The organism is Chryseobacterium mulctrae (assembly GCF_006175945.1).
In the GTDB taxonomy this organism is placed as follows: domain Bacteria; phylum Bacteroidota; class Bacteroidia; order Flavobacteriales; family Weeksellaceae; genus Chryseobacterium; species Chryseobacterium mulctrae.
In genome coordinates, this window is record NZ_VAJL01000001.1 from 3,071,579 (window position 1) to 3,091,262 (window position 19,684).

The following is a 19,684-nucleotide window of genomic DNA, read 5'->3' on the forward strand; positions in this document are numbered from 1 at the left end:
AGCGATTTTTCCACGGTCAAATTGTGTATTTTTAAGAGCAGATTAATCGACAAAACTACTGATTTGCAATAATGTTGACACAAATGTTGTCACACTTAAAAAACGAAAAACCCTAAAACATTACTAGTGAATGAATTAGGGTTTTGTTGTGAGGTGCCTAGCGGATTCGAACCGCTGTAGATGGTGTTGCAGACCACTGCCTAGCCGCTCGGCCAAAGCACCATTTTTAGGTGGTGCAAATATAGGAAAATTATAATGTTCTCCAAATTTTTTACGCAATTTCTTTTAATCCGATGTTGTCAATTTCGTTCTTGGTCTGTCTTTCAGCCTGATAATTTTTAATGTTGATGACCCTGGTGTCGCTCCAGCTGTCGTGCCATCCGTTTTCTCCAAAAAAAGATAATGCATCAAAAGGAACCAATCGTATAATGTTTCTCATAAAATAATCACTCAAAGTAGGTTCATTCCCATCTGTCATGATCACTTTTGTTCCGGTAATGTATTTTCCGAGACTTCTTCCTTTGGTAAAATATTAAATTAAAAAAATATAAAAGAAAAATATAATACTAGTAATGATAATATCGGCAACTCTTCCCAATTCGGCTAATTGATCAAAGAATTTGGTGAAATAATACATTCCAAACATTCCATCAAGAATACCCCCTAAAAGTCCTAAGGCGAAAAAAATGAAATTAAATGCAATTCTGTCAACTAAAATATTAGCGAATCTCATCCCCTTTGTTGCTCTGTGTCTGTCGATAATCTGTAAATATTTTCTCATAGTTATGTTAGTTTTTTTAGTTTAAAATCCTTTTAAGGTAAATCTCAAATTTGCATTCGTATCAATTACAGCTGTAATTCCGGAGTCATTTAAAAGAATTTGATGAGGTTTCAAATTAAAAACTTTACCGCTCATTTTTAATCCTTTGTAATATTCTTTATTAAATGCTTCCTCGATGCTTTTCTTTGATGATGTTTCAAGTTCACTTGTGGGAATTCCGTATTCATCTTCAATCATCTTTACAATTTTTCCTTTGAAAAGAGAAGTTGCCAATTTTTGAAGAATGTTAGATGTTTTAAGCTTAAATTTTGTGTCTGAAAGCACTATCTTTTTCTTAGTTTCATCATAAACAGGAATCCCTGAAATAAAAGACGTTCCATTCACATAACCTTCTGTATCGGCTTCTATCATAATACGGTTGGCTTCTCCATACACTTTGATATCCGTAATTTTAACTTTAGAATTTCTGACATCGAACTCTTTATTTAAAAATGTTTTTTTTGCGATACCAGTAGCTTCAGAGAAAGGAATATTCGCAGTGGTCTGCAATACAAACTGATCGGCCAAAAGCGGAATAAAATTAAAATTCATCACCGCTTTTACAGGTTGAGAAGATTCTGGTTTTGTTCCGGTATACGTTTCTGAAAAAATATCGATACCGATATTGGTGTCAATTTGATTTCCGTAAAATTTAAGCGGAGTTATATTAACGTTGATAGGAGTTATTTTCAACCAAGTATTGTATTCCTCTGAAATATTGAAAGGTTGAGAAAAAGCGTTCCACGCTAAAACTGCATACTGCTGAAAATTGAGCTGAGCAGCCATTTGCTGATCAATGGTTTTAGAGAATTTGTATTGCTGTTCTTTCAGGCTTTTTTCAACCAAAGAAGTAATTGGGATTTTAATTTTTCCAAAATCTAAAACAGGTTTTTTCACCCATTTAAAACCCATTGGTTGTGTAAAAGTGCTTACCGTCCAGTTATTTTTAAAACTTAAAGCTGTTTTAAAATACATTACGGTTTCAAAAGTGGTCTCTTGATAGGTGTAAACTCCTAAAGTTCCTATGCCTTTTTCTGCCCAGATTTTTAAAGGAACTTCAATCGCAATATTTTGATTGGCATCTCCAACTAATCGTATTGGTCGGGTTTTCCAGACTTTTACTTTAAACTGATCATTGTCGTTATCGGTATAAGAATCATCCTGAAAGATCATATCTTTTACCGAAGCATTAATCATATTACTGATTTCCGATAACGGAATAGTTACCGGCATTGTAATGCTCGATTTTATTTTCGGAAAATTGTAAATAGCATCACCTGAAGTATTGTTTTGTCCAAAAATACTGATAGAAAACAATAGAAATAATATTTTAAATACCTTCACTGTGTTTTGATTTTTAAAATTGAAAATTACTCATTTTCTGTAATTCCGCCTAATAAAAAACTTTTTTCAAGCTCAATACTTGCACCTTTCATTTCACCTTTCATTGGCGGACTTGTTTTGGTAATTCTTAATTTGATGTAAGAAATCTGACTGAATTTTTCGTTCATTTTAGTAATGATTCTTCCCGCAACGTGCTCCAACAATTTAGACTGAATCTTCATCTCGTCATGAATGATCTCATTAATATCTGCGTAACTGATCGTATCATTCAAATCGTCAGATTCTGCAGCATCCCACAAATCTGTATGAATTTCTGCATTTAAAATATAATAAGTTCCGATAATATTTTCTTCGGGAAGAACGCCGTGGTAAGCGTAAATTTTTACATCTTCTAAAAAGATTTTACTCATGATTTTATATATATAAACAAAAGTATTATATTTAATAACTAAACAAATCAAATAAATATGAAAAATCTAAAAAAATTAAACAGAGGAGAATTGAAAGCTATTAATGGTGGTGCAGTTTGCAACGCAAATTGTCCTCCCGGACCATACGGACCCGGTCCTGGTTTTCCAAGTTCATGCGAAGCGTTTCATGCTTTACCAGAATGTTGTAAGTCTAAAGTTTTAGTACACGCAGACTGTTTTCCTCGTTAAAAAAAAGAAAGCACTGTGAAGACAGTGCTTTTTTATTATTTAAACCTGTTGTGCATTTAGGATAAATTAATTTTTATTTTGTTTAAACTTCTTTTAAATATAAAGAAATTAAGATATTGTATCATTGTAAAAGAAGTGATTTTAGAGGTAATTCTGGTTGCCAACCCTTCAAAAGTTTTTGCTAAATTGATGTGTAGTAAAAATTGTCCGCTCAGTTGTGATATAGCTGTTTCAATCCGTTTTCTAATTTTAGATTTTACTTTCGAAAACGATACAAATTCATGTTGATTTTTTCTCATTGGAACAGAAAGTTTAATGTTTGAGTAATTGAACAGATCAACCCTTAATTTTTCGCTAATATATCCTCTGTCGCCTATCAGTAAACAGTTTTTGAAGTTTTCTTTTATATCCTTCAGATAATTTATGTCATGAACGTTTGCCGGAGAAAAATCGAAGGAATGAAAAACACCGTTTTTGTCGCAGACAGCATGTAATTTATAGCCGAAATATCGTGTTTTTTGTGCAGCACAATATCCAAATTCCGGACGAATATTTTCTGTGGAACAAATTCCACTGCGATTTGCCCTACTTATTTTACATATCTCCAATGGTGTTGAATCAACAATAAAAACGTTTGTAAAATCAGAAAACTTTGCACTCAAAACTCTGCGTATTTCTTCTAAGTAGAAAAACAATTTTCGCTTTCTTCTGTTATAAACGCTTCTTTCTATTTTTTGTTCTAATTCTGTTTTTGAAATGTATCTAAACAGTTGTAATTCAGAGTTTATCGACATATATTCTGCTGTAATATTTAAAGCTACAAGTTCTAAATCAGAAAGTTTTGGAACTCTGATCTGAGGTTTAGTCTTAATATGACTGCAAGTATTTATCAATTCTTCTAAAATAATTTTGTAGTTTTGAATAAGATTGTTCATGTATTTAAATGATTGGTAGTCAAATAAATATACGGTTTTTGAACCAAATGAACAATCTTTTATTGTTTAATTCCTAAATGCACAACAGGTTATTTAATACTTTTCGAAAGATCTAGCATTGCTTCAATCGGTTTCAAAGCTTTCAGTCGAAGTTCTTCTTCAATTAAGATTTCAGGAAGCTCATATTTCATACACAAATACAATTTTTCCATTGTATTTCGCTTCATATAAAAGCATTCCGAACAGTTACAGCTTTCGTCAAAAACCAAAGCAGGGATCAATTCTTTGTGTGGGGCACGTTTTCTCATCTCGTGAAGAATTCCTTCTTCGGTCGCAATGATAAACTTCTGACAATCGTCTTTTTCAACAAAATTCAAAAGAGCAGAAGTAGAACCTATGAAGTGAGCCAGTTTTAAAACAGCTTCTTCACTTTCAGGGTGTGCGATCATTTTTGCATCCGGGTTATCTGCCAACTGCTGTGCAATTCTTTCCATAGAAAATGCTTCGTGCACGATGCAACTTCCGTCCCAAAGAATCATATCGCGACCGGTTTTTTTAGATAAATATCTCCCTAAATTTTTATCCGGAGCGAAAATAATTGGTCGGTCAGTTGGTAATGCTTCAATCACAGTTTCAGCATTTGAGCTGGTTACAATGATGTCACTTTCTGCTTTTGTTTCAGCGTTACAGTTGATGTAAGTTGCGATCAAAGCGTTTGGATGCTGCTCACGCATTTTTCTCAAACCTTCACCTGAACAACCGTCTGCCAAAGAACAACCTGCCATTGTATCAGGAAGGACAACTTTTTTTGTTGGATTCAGAATTTTTGCAGCTTCAGCCATGAAATGCACTCCGCAGAATACAATCATATCAGCATCTGTATCTTTTGCCTGTCTTGCCAATTGAAGAGAATCTCCTAAGAAATCAGCAATATCCTGAATTTCTCCTGGTTGATAATAATGCGCCAGAATAACGGCATTTTTTTCTTCTTTCAGTTGAAGAATCGCTTTTACCAAGTCTTCTCCTTGAGGAATGTCAATATCTTTCAAATCTAAAAATCCTTTTACAGGAAGGGTAGATTTAGCTTTTTCTAATGTTTCGGTGCTCATTTCAGCCTCAATGTTTTTCTTTTATAGAAGTTAGATTTTAGAAATTAGAAGTTAGTTTTTAGCCCAAATTTACGGGTGTTTTTTACTAACTTCTAATCTCTAACTTCTAGTTTCTCCTATAAAACTTTTTATTAAACTTTCTATTTCTATTTTTGCTTCACTCAAATCGCTATTGATAACGATTTTGTCAAATTCTATCGCATAGGTAAGCTCTTCTTCAGCTTTTTCTACGCGGGTTTTTATGGTTTCGGCATCATCAGTGTTTCTTGAGATCAATCTTCGTTCCAATTCGGCAATCGAAGGTGGTTCTATGAAAATGGATAATGCTTTTTCTCCAAAATATTTTTTTAATGAAATTCCGCCTTTTACGTCTACATCAAAAATAACAACTTTTCCCTGATTCCAGATCTTTTCAACCTCAGATTTTAAAGTTCCGTAATATTTATCGGTATAAACTTCCTCAAATTCTACAAAAGCATCTTCAGAAATTCTTTGTCTGAATTCTTCAGGCGAAATAAAATGATAATCAACAGCGTGAATTTCACTTCCTCTCGGCTGTCTTGTTGTACACGATATAGAAAATTCCAATTCAGGAATTGCTTCCAGAGAATGTTTTACTAATGTCGTTTTCCCGCTTCCCGATGGTGCTGAAAATATGATAACTTTATTCATATAGTTGTTGGTTGATAGGTTTTAGTTGATAGTAGAAAAAATCCAACAACCATCAACAAAAAACTATCAACTAATTATAATACGTTTAACGTTTGCTCTTTAATTTTTTCCAAATCATCCTTCATCATTACCACCAATTTCTGAATTTCAGCGTGATTGGCTTTTGAACCTAAAGTATTGATTTCTCTCCCAATTTCCTGTGAAATAAAACCAAGTTTTTTTCCATTAAAATCTTCATTTTCCATTACTTCAGAATAATATTTCAAATGCTGAGAAAGTCTTACTTTTTCTTCAGAAATATCTAATTTTTCTGTGAAATAAGCCATTTCCTGATAAAAACGAGTTTCGTCAACATTTTCAAATTCTTTTAGAGTTTTCATGTAACGTTCTTTCACAGAATTAATTCTTACTTCTTCGTAAGGAATAACTTCTGAGAGGTACTTATCTATATTTTTGATATTTCTTTCTAGTTCTTCGTGAAGAATTTTTCCTTCTGTTTTTCTGAATTCCTGGAATTTATCAACCGCATTATTAACGATTTTAGCTAAAGCTTCCCATTCACCTTCAGTTAATTCGTCGGGTCTTGAAGTAATCGCATCCGGAAGTCTTACTGCCATTTTAAGATATTCAAAATCAGGTCCGTCTGAAGCGATATTTTTAAGCTCATTCATGTAAGAATCTATTAAACCTCTGTTGATTTTCACATCATTGGTTTCTTCAAGATTCTCAATATTAATGTAGCAATCTACCTTTCCACGGATGATTCTATCGTTGAGAATTTTTCTTACTTCAAATTCTTTTTCTTTGTAACGTAAAGGAATTTTGATATTTAAATCAAAGCTCTTGCTGTTCAGTGATTTAATATCGATTGAAATTTTTTTTCCTTCAAAAACACTTTCGGCTCTACCGAAGCCGGTCATTGATAAAATCATAGTTTTTTATTGTCGTACAAAGATAAACATTTAAGTCTATAGTTTAACTAAAGTCGGTTGGCTGGAAGTTGGATGTAGGAAGTGGGAAGATTGTTGCGAATAAATTATACCCAATCATAAACTTCCAGCTTCAGACTTCCATCTTCCAGCAAATTCAGAAGAATAGAAAATCAATTTTTGTAAATTAGCAAAGTGAAAAATAAAAATTTGATTTCTGTTGTAGGACCTACCGGAATTGGAAAAACAAGATTGGCCATTGATTTAGCAAAACATTTCAGTACAGAAATTGTTTCTTGCGATTCGCGCCAGTTTTTTAAGGAAATGATCATCGGAACGGCTTCTCCATCTGCAGAAGAATTGGCGGAAGCACCTCATCATTTTATTGGAAATCTTTCGGTTGAGGAATATTATTCGATCGGGCAATACGAGGAAGATGCTTTAAAAAAACTCAATGAACTTTTTGAAAAATATGATACTGTCATTTTGGTTGGCGGAAGTATGATGTATGAAAAAGCGGTGATTGAAGGCTTGAATGATTTACCTGAAGCTAATGAGGAGAATCAAGCTAAACTACAGGAAATTTTAGATAACGAAGGAATAGAAAAGCTTCAGGAAATGTTGAAAGAACTCGATCCTGAATATTTTTCGGTTGTGGATTTTCACAATCATAGAAGGCTTTTACGCGCCATTGATGTGATTTGGCAAACAGATAAAAAATATTCTGAATTGATTGCTGTTTCGCAAGATTCAAGAGATTTCAATGTCATTCGAATCGGAATTGAAGCTCCCAGGGAGGAACTGTATGACAGGATCAATAGGAGAGTGGATATCATGATGGAGAAAGGTTTGCTGGATGAAGCAAAAGGTTTAGAAAAATTCAAACATTTGACGGCTTTGAATACAGTTGGATATTCTGAATTATTTAAATATTTTGATGAAGAATGGGATCTGGAATTTGCGGTTTCTGAAATTAAAAAAAACAGCAGAAGATATGCAAAACGCCAACTGACTTGGTATCGAAAAGCGGATGATATTCATTATTTGCAATTGGGATATTCTCAGGAGGATTTTGAAGATTTGATCGAATATATTAATGAGCAAACTCAAAAGTAATTTCTTTTTAACGCAAAGATTTATTTTTATTCTGAATATTTTTAAGGAGCAAAGAATGGAATCAATTTTATTGATTCTGAGGAAGCTACTTTTATCAGCGACTTTGTAGCCAATCTTTGCTACTTAAAAATTACACATCTTGTAAATAAAACTTTGCGTTAAAAAAAATCAGCGTATACTTTGTCATTCTGAAGGAATCTCAACAAAGAATTTTTTTTAAAACCTAGAAAAATAGCTTAGATTCCACGCTACACTGCGTTTCGCTCAGAATGACAAACTTTGTAAGTGTTTTTTTGCTGAATCTTTTGTCATTCTAACGAAGGAAGAATCTCTGCAAATATTTTATAGATTCTTCACTCAACTTTGTTCCGTTCTGAATGATGATGCGACTGTTTATAAATGTTTAATTTAAAACAAAAAATGCGATCCCGAGAGACCGCATTTCATTAACAATATAATTAAATTTACTACTTCCAACCGCCACCTAAAGCACGGTACAGATCTACAATGCTGCTTAATCTCTGTCTTTTTACCGACGCAAGATTCAGTTCAGCCTGTAAAGAATTTCCCTGAGCTGTAATCACTTCTAAGTAATTTGCCATTCCGCCTTTGTAAAGCATTTCAGCACTTTTAACTCCATTTTTCAGTGTTGTTACCTGTTCGGTTGCTTTTTGTTCCTGAACTTTTAAACTTTCATTAGAGACCAAAGCATCAGAAACCTCACCTACAGCATTCAAAACCGATTGACGGAATGCCAAAACGTTTTTCTCTCTCTGAATTTTAGCAACATTCAAATCTGTTTTCAATTGTCTTTTTTGGAAAATAGGCTGAGTCAATCCACCTAAAACAGAACCGAACAAAGATGCCGGAATCTGAAACCAGTTATCAATTTTAAATGAGTTTACTCCGCCGTTTGCGGTAATTTTCAGTGCAGGATACATATTTGCCTGCGCAATTCCTACCAAAGAATTTGATTCCAATAAAACCAATTCCTGCTGACGAACATCAGGACGACGACTCACCATTGCTGCAGGAAGTCCCGCTGAAATATCTTGTGGTAAAGAAGTGTCGGACATTTCAATGGTTCTGTTGACTTTATTCGGGTTTTCACCGACCAAAATACTCAAAGCATTTTCCTGAATCGCAATATTTTGTTCCAATTGAGTAATCAAAAGTTCTGTAGATTGCTTTTGAGCGGTTGCCTGCTGAACTCCCAAAGAAGTCGTATCACCGCTTTGCCACAATTTTTCTGTAAGAGAAAGGGTATTGGTGCTTAAATCTAAGTTTGATTTTGCAATCTGCAATTGTTTATCGAGCATCAATAAATTGTAATATCCTTGAGCAATCGCAGCAACAACTTGTGTTTGAATTGCTTTTGTTGCTTCATAAGTCTGCAAATATTGCATTTTTGAAACTTCCTGCTGGTTTTTAATTTTACCCCAAATGTCTGCTTCCCAAGATAAATTGAATGCTGCATTATAATCTTCAACATGACTTTGCCCTAAAAATAAATTTAAGCTTTGTCCGTTCATGCTGTTTTTTGAAGGTTTTGAAATTTGTGCTGAAACTCCGAAACCTACATCAGGATATTGAAGATATTTTGCCTGTTTCAGTTTTTCCTGTGAAGAAGCGACCTGTTTTAAAGCAATTTGTAGATCGTAATTGTTTTTAATTCCTTTCTCAATTAAATCCTGTAAAATGGGATCGTTGAAAAATTGTTTCCATTCTAAGTTTGCGACGCTTGCAGTGTCTGCGGTTGCGGTATATTTGAATGTTTCGGGAAGTTCGGGTTTCGTTTCCTGATATGCCAATTTTGGCACACAAGAAACTGCACCTAATGCAATCCCAAAAGCGATGATTATATTTTTTACTCTTTTCATAAGTCTATATATTTAAATTGATCACAAAACTTTGAGTGATAAGCAAAGTTGTCTTTAGTAGGAGATAATATTTTGCTTGTTTTGAACCATTGAGGATATTTAAGAAGTTAAGTTGGGTTAAGAAAAATCAATGGATTTTTTAAGACTGTGCTTCAAGTGAAGCTCATCTTAATATTCTTAATTTCTTAATAAAAACCTTAATGGTTTAGAAAATCTTTAAAATTAAATTTGAAGAAAAATTTTATACGATTTTTATTTCTCAAAGTTTTGTTGATCATTTTTTTTATTAATGTGCTGTTGCCAAAAGTTCTTCCTCCAATTTTTGTTTTTGAAGTCTTTTTTGTTTTCTGCTCGGCATTTTTTCATGTAAATATTGGAAGATGACATACATCACCGGAATGATGAAAATTCCGAAGACAACTCCTGTAAACATTCCACCAACAGTACTGATTCCGATTGAATGATTTCCTTTTGCTGCAGCACCTTGAGTCCAAACCAACGGAAGCATACCGATAATGAAAGCAAATGAAGTCATCAAAATGGGTCTTAAACGTAATCTTGAAGCCTGAAGTGCTGATTCAATTAAAGTTTTTCCTGCTTTTCTTCGCTGAACGGCAAATTCTACAATCAAAATCGCATTTTTCGCTAACAATCCGACGAGCATGATCAATCCGACCTGAACGTAAATGTTATTGTCAATTCCAGCTAATCCTGTGAATGCAAATACTCCGAAAATCCCTGTAGGAATGGTTAAAATAACGGCAAACGGAAGGATGTAACTTTCGTACTGAGCTGCCAATAAGAAATACACAAACAAAATACTTAGCATAAATACAAAAGCAGTTTGTCCACCGGTTTTGATCTCTTCACGGGTAATTCCGGTCCATTCGTAACCATATCCTCTTGGAAGCGATTTTTGAGCAACTTCTTCCACGGCTTTAATGGCGTCTCCTGTACTGTAACCAGGTTTTGGAGTTCCGTTGATGGTTACGGCGTTGAATAGGTTGTTTCTTGAAACCGTTTCTGGTCCGAAGGTTCTTTTTAAAGTGACCAAAGTTTTTACAGGAACCATTTCGCCCGATTTATTTTTAACATAAATTCCTTCCATAGAATTAGCATCGGTTCTGTAAGGAATATCAGCTTGAGCCATTACTCTGTAATATTTTCCAAATCTGTTGAAATCTGAAACGAAACTACTTCCATAATAAATCTGCATTGTCTGCATCAATTCTGTAATAGAAACTCCCAACTGATTGGCTTTATCGGTATCAACATCAATTGTGTATTGAGGATTTCCGGCTGCGTAAGTTGTAAAGGCAAAAGCAATTTCCGGACGTTTCATCAATTCTCCAATGAAAACCTGAGTATTGACTCCCAATTGTTCAAAAGAGCCATTGGTCTTGTCTTGTAACATAAATTCAAAACCTGAAACGTTACCAAAACCTTGTACGGTAGGGAAGTTGAAGAAGAATGCGTTTGCATCTTTTACCTGTGCTACTTTTCCGGTTAAAGCCGCTGCAATCTGATCGGGATCTTTCATTTCGCCACGGTCTTCGTAATCTTTCAATTTAATAAAACCTGCAGAATAAGGAGAAGCATTGGCATTACTGATGAAGTTCATTCCATCGGCTACCCAAAGGTGATTTTTTGCTTTTTCACCATTGATGATTTTATCAATCTGCTCAGTTGCTCTGTGTGTTCTGTCTAATGAACTTCCAGGAGGAGTATTCACAGCATACAAAACAAATCCCTGATCTTCTGTAGGAATAAATCCTGTTGGTGCTTTATTGATCAAGAAAATACTCGCTGCCGTAATTGCTGCTAAACCTGTAACCGCAACCCATTTATTTTTAATTAAAAACTTAAGGCTGTAAATGTATTTTCGGGTCATGTTGTTGAAGCTTTTGTTGAAAGCGTTGAAAAACTTCGCTCCAAAACCTTTTTTCTGACCGTGTTCACCATGTTCTCCTTGAGGATCATTTAACAATAAAGCACATAAAGCCGGACTTAAAGTCAATGCATTAATTGCTGAAATCATAATCGCAATCACCAAAGTAAAAGCAAACTGTCTGTAGAAAACTCCTGCAGGACCCTGCATAAAACCAACCGGAATAAATACGGCACACATCACCAGTGTAATAGAAATAATCGCTCCGGAAATTTCGCTCATCGAATGAGTTGTGGCTTGCTCAACCTGCATTCCTGTCTGTTCCATTTTAGAATGGACGGCTTCTACGACGACGATCGCATCATCCACAACAATACCAATGGCCAGAACTAATGCGAATAATGTCAACATATTGATGCTGAAACCAAATAATTGAAGGAAAAAAAACGTACCGACAATTGCTACTGGAACAGCGATCGCAGGAATTAATGTAGATCTGAAATCCTGAAGGAAAATATATACTACAATAAATACCAAAATGAATGCGATAATTAAAGTTTCTACAACCTGATGAATTGATGCATCCAAAAAGTCTTTAGAATTGTACATGATAATTGGCTCAACTCCTTTTGGAAGCGAAGGTTTCATCTGTTCAACCTGCTTTTCAATATCCGTTAAAATTTCGTTGGCATTTGAACCAGCAGTTTGAAGAATAGCAAAACCTGCAACCGGTTTTCCATCAACTCTATTCGCTGCCGTGTAAGTATATGAACCAAATTCTACTCTTGCAACATCTTTTAATCTTAAAAATGAACCGTCACTATTCGATTTGATGGCAATATTTTCGTAGTCTTCGTTTTTATTTAATTTACCTTTATATTTTAAGATATATTCGTAAGTTTCCTTGCTTCCTTGTCCCAAACGTCCTGGAGCAGCTTCAAGATTATGATCTTTTACTGCTGCTAAAACTTCCTGCGGAGAAAGATTATTGACGGCCAATCTGTCTGGTTTCAACCAAAGTCTCATCGAATAATCTCTTGTTCCGAAGACCTGAGCCTGAGCAACTCCCGGAATACGTTGTATTTGTGGAATCACATTGATTTTCAAATAATTTTGTAAGAAAAGTTCGTCATATTGTTTCGGGTCATTACTCGAAAGTCCCATAAACATAATCATACTGTTTTGAACTTTCTGAGTAGAAATTCCCGCCTGTACAACCTCCTGTGGAAGCTGGCTCATGGCTTTTGAAACACGGTTTTGAACATTTACCGCTGCGTTATCTGGATCTGAACCTTGCTTGAAAAATACGCTCAAAGTCATTGATCCGTCGTTACTTGAATTTGAGGTCATATACGTCATGTTCTCAACACCGTTTACCGCTTCCTCAATAGGAACTGCAACGGAACGGGCAACAACTTCTGCATTCGCTCCCGGATAAAATGCCGTCACCTGAACACTCGGTGGTGCTATATCGGGAAACAGAGTAATCGGAAGGTTGAAAACCGACATCGCTCCCAATAGCAAAAGTATAATGGAGATAACCGTAGAAAGTACCGGTCTATCTATGAATTTTTTTAACATAAGAAGTTTATTTTTTTAATGTTGTTTAAACTATGTTCTTACCACAAATCGAAGATTCGACGAAGTCAAAAAACACAATAGTTTTTAAACACATTAGTCACATTAAGTTTTAATTATTGCTTTTAAAAAGAACACATTAGTTTTGAAAATCTTAGATCTTCGTTTTTGTGAACTTTAAAATTTTAGCATTCTACTTTTTCAGACAGAAAAAAATCTTTTGTGACTCTTGTGGTTAAAATTTAAACGGTTTTTACAATGGTCTTGCTTTCAAAAGACTGTCGGAAGAAATGTTTTTTGGCTGAATGGTAACACCATCTTTCAATGCGCCAATTCCTGTGTAAACAATTTTTTCACCTGCTGCAAGTCCTTCGGAAATAAAGTAATAACTGTCTGTTTTTCCAGAAATTGTTATAGGCTTGCCGGTTACTTTTTTATCCTTTCCAACAATATAAACATAGGTTTTATCCTGTATTTCGAAAGTTGATTCTTGTGGAATAACAAGCGTATTGGCGAATAATTGAGGCATACGAACTCGGCCTGTGTTTCCTGTTCTCAATGCTCCGTTTGCATTTGGAAAAACGGCACGAACACTGATTGCACCTGTGGTTTTATCAAACTGTCCGTCAACAATGCTCATTTTACCTTTTTCAGGATATGTAGTGTTGTCGGCAATCACCAAATCTACCATCGGCATATTTTTAAGTTTTTCGTTTAAAGTTGCTCCCGGATATTTTTTCTGAAAACCAATAAAATCAAGTTCGCTTAAAGAGAAATACGCATAAATTTCGCTGATATCTGATAATAAAGTCAACGGATTGGCATCTGTTCTTGAAATTAAACTTCCTTTTTTATAAGGAATTCTTCCAATGTAACCGCTTACAGGAGCTGTAATCGTTGTAAATCCTACATTGATCTTTGCTCCGCCAACTGAAGCTTTTGCTTGTGAAGCTGCTGCAACGGCTGCGGCGTAATTTGCTTTTGCTGTTCTCAACTGTACTTCAGAAACTACTTTTGCAGATACAAGAGGCTCCAGTCTGTCAACCTCAACTTTTGCTTTCTGAATATTGGCATTAGCAACCTGTAAGTTAGCATTGGCCATATTCATCTGCTCTCCGTAAGCTCTTGAATCTATTTTAAATAAAGCTTGTCCGGCTCTTACATAAGCACCTTCTTCTACATAAATTTTATCTAAATATCCATCAACCTGAGATCTTATTTCCACATTATTTTTTCCTTCTAATGCAGTTGGAAATTCCTGATATATTGTTGCTGGAGATGTAGTAACAGTATAAACTGGCAATTCTGGAGCGGGTGGAGCGGCATTGGTGCCTTCTGCTGCTTTTGTGCAATTTTGTAAAAGAATGATACTCGATATAAGTACGATTAATTTTGCTTTTGCAGTTGTTTTCATTTTAAGTTTTATTTTTTAATAAAGTGTTAATTTAAGTAATGTTGTTTTTATTTTAAATCATGTTATATTTTCTAACAGTGTTAATTGAGAAGTCAAAAAAATAACCTGATTTTAACTGGTGGTTTAGATTGTCATTTCCATGATTACAATTTTGAAGTTAAGTTTTGGTTTGATTGGTTTTTGGTGTTATTTTTCTTAACAGTGTTAATGAGAAGGAAAAAAAATGGCAAGAAATAATGTGAAAAAATCGTATTTCATTTTTAAAGTCTTTTATTTTTAATTTAAATTATGTTAATTGTTTTGTGTTACTTTTCCTAACAGTGTTAATTTTTAGTTCAAAAAAAATTTACAAAGATTTAATAAAAGCCGAAACTGTTTCGTCTAAAGTCGTTTTATTCATTGTTGAAGGAATATCATCATTTCTCATCATCATAATCGAAATCAATCCGTGAACTGCAGAAAACAAAGCATGAGAAGAGTGACAAGCACTGTCTTCATTTGATCCTTTTTTCTTGATAATTTCATAAGTACAGTCGAAAATCATATCCTGAAAAGACGAAAATTCTTCTTTCATTAAACCTTTTCCGCTACACTGCATTCCCAAACCGAACATCAATTGGTAATATTCTTTATTCTTAAAGGCAAAATTCCAATAAGCATCTACAATTGCTGTCAACTGATCTTCTGGACTTTCGTGTTTTTTCTGAGCTTTTAATAATTCTATTTGAAGGCAATGAAATCCGTTGATAGAAATTTCATATAAAATCGCTTCTTTGTTTTCGAAATGATCATAAACAACAGGAGCGCTGTACTCAATCGCATCAGCTATTTTACGAATAGAAAGCGATGCCCAACCGTCAGTTTTAGCCAAAGTGAATGCTGCCTGCAAAATATTTGCACGGATAGATTCTTTTTCTCTTTGACGACGTTCATGTAAACCCATGATTTTATATACTAACAGTGTTAGCAAAACTACAAACTTTTAAATACATCTTCCAAACAAATTTTTAAATTTAATTTTTAATGGAAGATTTGGTGAACTATTATCATTTACTGAATGCTGAAAGAATGGGAGCTGGAAGATAAAGTTTTAATATTATTGTAAAAATAGATAGATTACATAGTCTAACTCGATTGATTGATTTTTTTCAAAAAAACTGCTTAAACTTTCATCATCCATCTTCGGTCTTCCTTATTAGATAAGAAAAGAAATCTTTATCTTTGTGGATAAATAAAAAAGATATGAATACTCCCTCAAATATGTTGGCATTAGGTACAAAAGCTCCGTTTTTTGAACTTCCGAATCCTTCAAAAAGCAATGAAGTTCAGTCATTAGATGATTTGAAAGGTGAAAAAGGTACATTGGTGATTTTTATGTGCAATCACTGTCCGTTTGTACTGCACATTATTGATAAGCTAACCGAACTTTATGAAGATTATAATGAGGCAGGAATTGAATTTATCGCGATCAATTCTAATAACGTAGAAAAATATCCTGCGGATTCTCCGGAAAAAATGATTGAGTTTCAAATCGAAAGAAAATTTGACTTTCCTTATTTATATGACGAAAGTCAGGCAATTGCAAAAGCGTACGATGCAGCTTGCACACCAGATTTTTTCTTCTTTGATGATAAATTAGACCTTATTTACAGAGGTCAGATGGATGATTCAAGACCTGGAAATCATAAAGAAGTGACTGGAGAAGATTTAATTATTGCTTTTGAAAATCTTTTAATCGGTGAGCCTCAGGAAGAAATTCAGAGACCGAGCATGGGTTGCAATATTAAATGGAAATAATTGTAAGTTAATTGTTGCAGGTTAATTTTTCTTGCAAATAATATATAAGCTGTCCTTTTTGGGATAGCTTTTTTTCATATATTGTTATTGATAATCAGACTGTTTTAGAGTTATCCACAATTTTATCCACATAGTTTCCACAACTATCTTAGTGTGAAAATTTTCTTTTTTATCAACTTATTGAAAATCTTTAATTTATAAAATTTAATAAAAATTAGAATTGATTATTTTTTTCTAATTTCAATTGAGGAATTTAATTTTATCTAATTGATAAGTAGTCTGTTGTTGATTATGTTAAATGTTATCCACAAAGTTATCCACAGGCTTATCCACAATTTATTGTTGATAAATGCGATTAAAATTTGTTTTTAATTTTAGAATTATTACATGATATATTATTCCTCAGTTCATAAGACGCCTTTTTAAATTTACTTTTGCGTATTATTAAAATTATTAAGTATTTGAAAGATAGATTTGTATTAGTGATCTTGATATACTTTTATCCTTTGTCAGCACTAATATATTTTTTTATTGTCGGCTTATTGGCTATGTAAATTTGACTTGAAATGCTTCTGAAAAATGTAGGAAGTTGTAGGATTGATCAATTGGTTGATAACTTCATTATTGATTTCTTTATTGTAATTCTACTTTCCATAAATGGAGGTTGTTTTTAGATAAGTATTATTAATATCTTCATAAGTTACTAACAATATAGAATCTTGTTATTTTTAAAAATAGCCTTCTATATAGCTTCTAGATGGATATTTTGTAATATTTGGAAGTTATCCCCAATTTTATCCACATCATTATCCCCAATTTAAAAACTAATTTTATTTTAAGTTTTTTGAATTTTAAAATCATATTTAATTTTTATTAAAATAAATTCTCAAGATGTCTTTTGAATATATTTTTATGTTTTATTAAAATAGATAAGACGATTAAAATTAAGGCTCTAACTTTATTGGATGTGTTTTTTTTGTTTGTCATCAATAAAAAAATATGCAATACCGGGATACAAATTCTTTAGTGGGGTTTAAAAAGAAATAATAGAAAAGAGGAGGTGTAAGATTGAATAATATTGCTATGAATCTATAATTAATTCTCTATCGTCGCTGCATCTTGTATTTAATAGAAATAGATCTTGTGGAAAATTGTTGATATCTTTATAGGTTATCAACAATGAGGAAAATATCATCTTAGCGATTTTTAAAATTATGTTATTTAAAATCAATAACTTGTAATAGCGGAAAGTTATCCACAATTTTATCCACAGAGTTATCCACAATTTAAAATCCAATTTTTATTTTAGTTTCTTCAACCTTCAAATCTACATTCACTTTATTGTGTGAAAAATTTTTCATAAACTCTGAAGGTGTTTTTTCTGTATATTTTTTAAACATTCTATTGAAATAAGTAACATTGTTAAAACCACAACTGTAGCTGCACTCAGAAATACTTTTGTCCTGCGCCATTAATAAACATGCTTTGTTGATACGGTATCTATTCACAAACTCCGTAAAGGTGATCTGAGTTGCCTTTTTAAAGAAATTACAGAATGCCGGAAGTGTAAGATTGGCCAATTTAGCAACATCTTCAATATTGATTTCTTTGTCGTAATTGTGTTCTACAAAAGTGAAAATATTTTCCAGCCTCGTTTTGTTTTTTGAAATGATGGTGTAAGGCATAATTTCGTTATTCAAAAGCTCATAATCTTTAGATTGTGAAAGTTCAAAAAGGATTTCAAGCAACAGTAAATATCTTTTGTAGCCTTCAGATTCCAGCATCAATCTCAGTTTTGGAATCATTGTTTTTTTGATTTTTCGGTGAAATTTTATACCATATTTAGAAAGCTCCAGTAAGTCTTTGATCGATCTTGCTTCAACTTCCTGTTCTGGAAACTGCAAAATTTCCTGTTTGAACTGGAGTACAATTTCTTCATGTGGATCGATCGAATTTAAACCAAATCCGGAATGTGGAATATTTGAACCAATCAAAACCAAATCGCCATTGGTATAATTACTTTTATGGTAACCGACGTGGCGTGTTCCGCTCCCGGAAAGTACGCAGACAAGCTCAATTTCGGGATGATAATGATATTCCCATTTAAATTCTGAAATAGGAGAGTTATTATGAATCGTGCGGAAAGAACTCTTTTCATTGGGAATCACTCGTTCAAAAGTAACTTTCATTTAATTAACCTTATTTTGTTGTCTAAAATAAGAATTATATTAATACAGTTCAAATATTCATTTACCGTGTTAAATTAACGTTAACCGGAATGCTTCTATCTTAGCCACCAAGAAATTAATTAATGAAAAATTTCAACATCAAGGCGGTTCTGTTTTTAAACTATTTCGTTTTTGCCATTCTTTTGAATTCGGTAGGAACGGTTATTTTACAGATGCAGCAAAATTTCGGAATTACAAAATCTTCGGCTAGTGTTTTAGAGGGTTTTAAAGATTTACCGATTGCAATTTGCTCATTTATTTTAGCATCATTTTTACCAAAAATAGGAATTAAAAAATCAATGTTGATCGCATTGTTTTTGGTGAGCTGTATATGTTTTGTGATGCCTTTTGCCAATGATTTCTGGTTTTTCAAATTATTGTTTACCATTGTTGGGATTTCTTTCGCATTGATCAAAATTTCAGTTTTTACTTCAATCGGACTGGTAACCAATACAGATAAAGAACATTCAAGTTTTATGGGATATCTGGAAGGATTTTTCATGATTGGAGTTTTAGCGGGAAATGTTTTATTCAGCCTTTTTATCGACGATCATAATCCCAAATCTACGCATTGGCTTAATGTTTATTGGGTTTTGGGTGGAGTTTCTACCTTGTCATTTTTGTTTTTATTTTTTACTAAGCTCAATGAAAGTGATGCGAAAAGTGAGAAAACCGATTTGCTTGGAGATTTAAGAAACAGCATCAGTTTATTCAGTTACAAAAAAGTATTGTTCTTTTTGCTGTGCGCTTTCCTTTTTGTTTTGGTGGAGCAAAGTTTCCAGACCTGGACTCCCACTTTTTATAAAGAAATTTTAAAAGTTCCGACTTCGATGTCTATTCAGGCAGGAGCAGTTTTAGCAGGAGCTTTTGCATTAGGACGATTTTTATCGGGCTTTTTCTCTAAGAAATTCAGCTGGATCTATGTGGTTTCTTTCTGTGTTGTTGGCTTTGCAATAAGCATTCTTTTGGTCTTACCATTAACTCATAACATTCATATTAATACAAATACCAATTGGTTCAATGCTCCGCTCGTCGTGTATTTATTTCCATTAATGGGCGGGTTGTTGGCTCCAATTTATCCGAGTATCAATTCTGTGATCTTAGCATCGATCCCAAAATATTTGCACAGCGCAATGGCTGGTTTAATTGTCGTTTTCTCTGCGATCGGAGGTACGGTAGGTTCTATCATAACCGGTTTTGTATTTCAGGAATTCAGTGGACAACAGGCGTTTTATCTTTCATTAATTCCACTTTCGCTATTGATTGTTTCTGCAATTATCATGAATAAATTAAAAATAAATCCTAAAAAATAAAG

Annotated in this window: 16 protein-coding genes, 1 tRNA gene and 1 pseudogene; 4 read left to right on the plus strand and 14 right to left on the minus strand. The window is 33.4% G+C overall.

All coding sequences use genetic code 11. The annotated features are described in order from the left end of the window. Positions 1–151 precede the first annotated feature (151 nt). From FDY99_RS14130 to folB, 5 genes and pseudogenes are all read right to left on the minus strand, one after another. Positions 152–222 (minus strand) — tRNA-Cys (locus FDY99_RS14130). A 49-nt stretch (positions 223–271) separates the two neighbouring features. After that, positions 272–514 (minus strand): annotated as a pseudogene (locus tag FDY99_RS14135) (RDD family protein); the annotation flags it as partial. 18 nt (positions 515–532) lie between these two features. Then, positions 533–781 (minus strand): hypothetical protein, encoded by a 249-nt coding sequence (locus FDY99_RS14140; protein WP_139422344.1) that lies wholly within the window; start codon positions 779–781, stop codon positions 533–535. A 21-nt stretch (positions 782–802) separates the two neighbouring features. Then, positions 803–2,164, minus strand: a complete 1,362-nt coding sequence (locus tag FDY99_RS14145; RefSeq protein WP_139422346.1) for a DUF4403 family protein — start codon at positions 2,162–2,164, stop codon at positions 803–805. A 26-nt stretch (positions 2,165–2,190) separates the two neighbouring features. Then, on the minus strand, positions 2,191–2,577 hold the full coding sequence (gene folB, locus FDY99_RS14150; RefSeq protein WP_139423825.1) for a dihydroneopterin aldolase: 387 nt from the start codon (positions 2,575–2,577) through the stop codon (positions 2,191–2,193). A gap of 54 nt (positions 2,578–2,631) precedes the next feature. On the opposite strand from folB, the gene FDY99_RS14155 reads away from it, so the two are divergent. Continuing rightward, positions 2,632–2,823 (plus strand): bacteriocin-like protein, encoded by a 192-nt coding sequence (locus tag FDY99_RS14155; RefSeq protein WP_139422348.1) that lies wholly within the window; start codon positions 2,632–2,634, stop codon positions 2,821–2,823. Between the two features lie 56 nt (positions 2,824–2,879). On the opposite strand, the gene FDY99_RS14160 is transcribed toward FDY99_RS14155, so the two are convergent. The 4 genes from FDY99_RS14160 to FDY99_RS14175 all read right to left on the minus strand — a co-directional run bounded on the left by FDY99_RS14160 (position 2,880) and on the right by FDY99_RS14175 (position 6,471). Next, the gene (locus tag FDY99_RS14160) at positions 2,880–3,758 is read right to left on the minus strand and encodes an IS982 family transposase (RefSeq protein ID WP_063969482.1); all 879 of its coding nucleotides are present in this window, start codon (positions 3,756–3,758) and stop codon (positions 2,880–2,882) included. 89 nt (positions 3,759–3,847) lie between these two features. Beyond that, complete coding sequence (gene nadA, locus FDY99_RS14165) at positions 3,848–4,867, minus strand: quinolinate synthase NadA (RefSeq protein ID WP_074230116.1); 1,020 nt, start codon at positions 4,865–4,867, stop codon at positions 3,848–3,850. 99 nt (positions 4,868–4,966) lie between these two features. Beyond that, on the minus strand, positions 4,967–5,539 hold the full coding sequence (gene gmk, locus FDY99_RS14170; RefSeq protein WP_139422350.1) for a guanylate kinase: 573 nt from the start codon (positions 5,537–5,539) through the stop codon (positions 4,967–4,969). Between the two features lie 74 nt (positions 5,540–5,613). Continuing rightward, entirely contained in the window at positions 5,614–6,471 is an 858-nt protein-coding gene (locus FDY99_RS14175; protein ID WP_074230114.1) for a YicC family protein, read from the minus strand. 192 nt (positions 6,472–6,663) lie between these two features. On the opposite strand from FDY99_RS14175, the gene miaA reads away from it, so the two are divergent. Continuing rightward, positions 6,664–7,584: a tRNA (adenosine(37)-N6)-dimethylallyltransferase MiaA gene (gene miaA, locus FDY99_RS14180; protein ID WP_139422352.1), complete on the plus strand. Its 921-nt coding sequence runs from the start codon at positions 6,664–6,666 to the stop codon at positions 7,582–7,584. A 467-nt stretch (positions 7,585–8,051) separates the two neighbouring features. Here miaA and FDY99_RS14185 read toward each other — a convergent pair whose 3' ends face one another. The 4 genes from FDY99_RS14185 to FDY99_RS14200 form a co-directional block, all read right to left on the minus strand. After that, positions 8,052–9,464, minus strand: coding sequence for an efflux transporter outer membrane subunit (locus FDY99_RS14185; RefSeq protein WP_139422354.1), 1,413 nt, complete (start codon positions 9,462–9,464; stop codon positions 8,052–8,054). Positions 9,465–9,750: 286 nt separating this feature from the next. Next, positions 9,751–12,933: an efflux RND transporter permease subunit gene (locus tag FDY99_RS14190; RefSeq protein ID WP_139422356.1), complete on the minus strand. Its 3,183-nt coding sequence runs from the start codon at positions 12,931–12,933 to the stop codon at positions 9,751–9,753. A gap of 250 nt (positions 12,934–13,183) precedes the next feature. Further along, on the minus strand, positions 13,184–14,344 hold the full coding sequence (locus FDY99_RS14195) for an efflux RND transporter periplasmic adaptor subunit (RefSeq protein WP_139422358.1): 1,161 nt from the start codon (positions 14,342–14,344) through the stop codon (positions 13,184–13,186). Positions 14,345–14,690: 346 nt separating this feature from the next. Then, positions 14,691–15,287 (minus strand): TetR/AcrR family transcriptional regulator, encoded by a 597-nt coding sequence (locus FDY99_RS14200; protein WP_074230109.1) that lies wholly within the window; start codon positions 15,285–15,287, stop codon positions 14,691–14,693. Between the two features lie 299 nt (positions 15,288–15,586). On the opposite strand from FDY99_RS14200, the gene FDY99_RS14205 reads away from it, so the two are divergent. Then, complete coding sequence (locus tag FDY99_RS14205) at positions 15,587–16,141, plus strand: thioredoxin family protein (RefSeq protein WP_074230108.1); 555 nt, start codon at positions 15,587–15,589, stop codon at positions 16,139–16,141. 1,286 nt (positions 16,142–17,427) lie between these two features. Here FDY99_RS14205 and FDY99_RS14210 read toward each other — a convergent pair. Beyond that, positions 17,428–18,330: an AraC family transcriptional regulator gene (locus tag FDY99_RS14210; RefSeq protein WP_139422359.1), complete on the minus strand. Its 903-nt coding sequence runs from the start codon at positions 18,328–18,330 to the stop codon at positions 17,428–17,430. A gap of 122 nt (positions 18,331–18,452) precedes the next feature. Between FDY99_RS14210 and FDY99_RS14215 the strand changes: the two genes are divergently transcribed. After that, positions 18,453–19,682 carry an MFS transporter gene (locus FDY99_RS14215; protein WP_139422361.1) on the plus strand — a complete coding sequence of 410 codons (1,230 nt, stop codon included), beginning with the start codon at positions 18,453–18,455 and terminating at the stop codon, positions 19,680–19,682. Positions 19,683–19,684 lie beyond the last annotated feature (2 nt).

Bases quoted from the DNA above. Each gene is read 5' to 3' on its own strand.
- FDY99_RS14160 (WP_063969482.1), bottom strand. From the start codon at position 3,758: ATGAACAATCTTATTCAAAACTACAAAATTATTTTAGAAGAATTGATA.
- FDY99_RS14175 (WP_074230114.1), bottom strand. From the start codon at position 6,471: ATGATTTTATCAATGACCGGCTTCGGTAGAGCCGAAAGTGTTTTTGAA.
- nadA (WP_074230116.1), bottom strand. From the start codon at position 4,867: ATGAGCACCGAAACATTAGAAAAAGCTAAATCTACCCTTCCTGTAAAA.
- FDY99_RS14200 (WP_074230109.1), bottom strand. From the start codon at position 15,287: ATGGGTTTACATGAACGTCGTCAAAGAGAAAAAGAATCTATCCGTGCA.
- FDY99_RS14190 (WP_139422356.1), bottom strand. From the start codon at position 12,933: ATGTTAAAAAAATTCATAGATAGACCGGTACTTTCTACGGTTATCTCC.
- FDY99_RS14185 (WP_139422354.1), bottom strand. From the start codon at position 9,464: ATGAAAAGAGTAAAAAATATAATCATCGCTTTTGGGATTGCATTAGGT.
- gmk (WP_139422350.1), bottom strand. From the start codon at position 5,539: ATGAATAAAGTTATCATATTTTCAGCACCATCGGGAAGCGGGAAAACG.
- FDY99_RS14195 (WP_139422358.1), bottom strand. From the start codon at position 14,344: ATGAAAACAACTGCAAAAGCAAAATTAATCGTACTTATATCGAGTATC.
- FDY99_RS14155 (WP_139422348.1), top strand. From the start codon at position 2,632: ATGAAAAATCTAAAAAAATTAAACAGAGGAGAATTGAAAGCTATTAAT.
- FDY99_RS14205 (WP_074230108.1), top strand. From the start codon at position 15,587: ATGAATACTCCCTCAAATATGTTGGCATTAGGTACAAAAGCTCCGTTT.
- FDY99_RS14215 (WP_139422361.1), top strand. From the start codon at position 18,453: ATGAAAAATTTCAACATCAAGGCGGTTCTGTTTTTAAACTATTTCGTT.
- FDY99_RS14140 (WP_139422344.1), bottom strand. From the start codon at position 781: ATGAGAAAATATTTACAGATTATCGACAGACACAGAGCAACAAAGGGG.
- FDY99_RS14210 (WP_139422359.1), bottom strand. From the start codon at position 18,330: ATGAAAGTTACTTTTGAACGAGTGATTCCCAATGAAAAGAGTTCTTTC.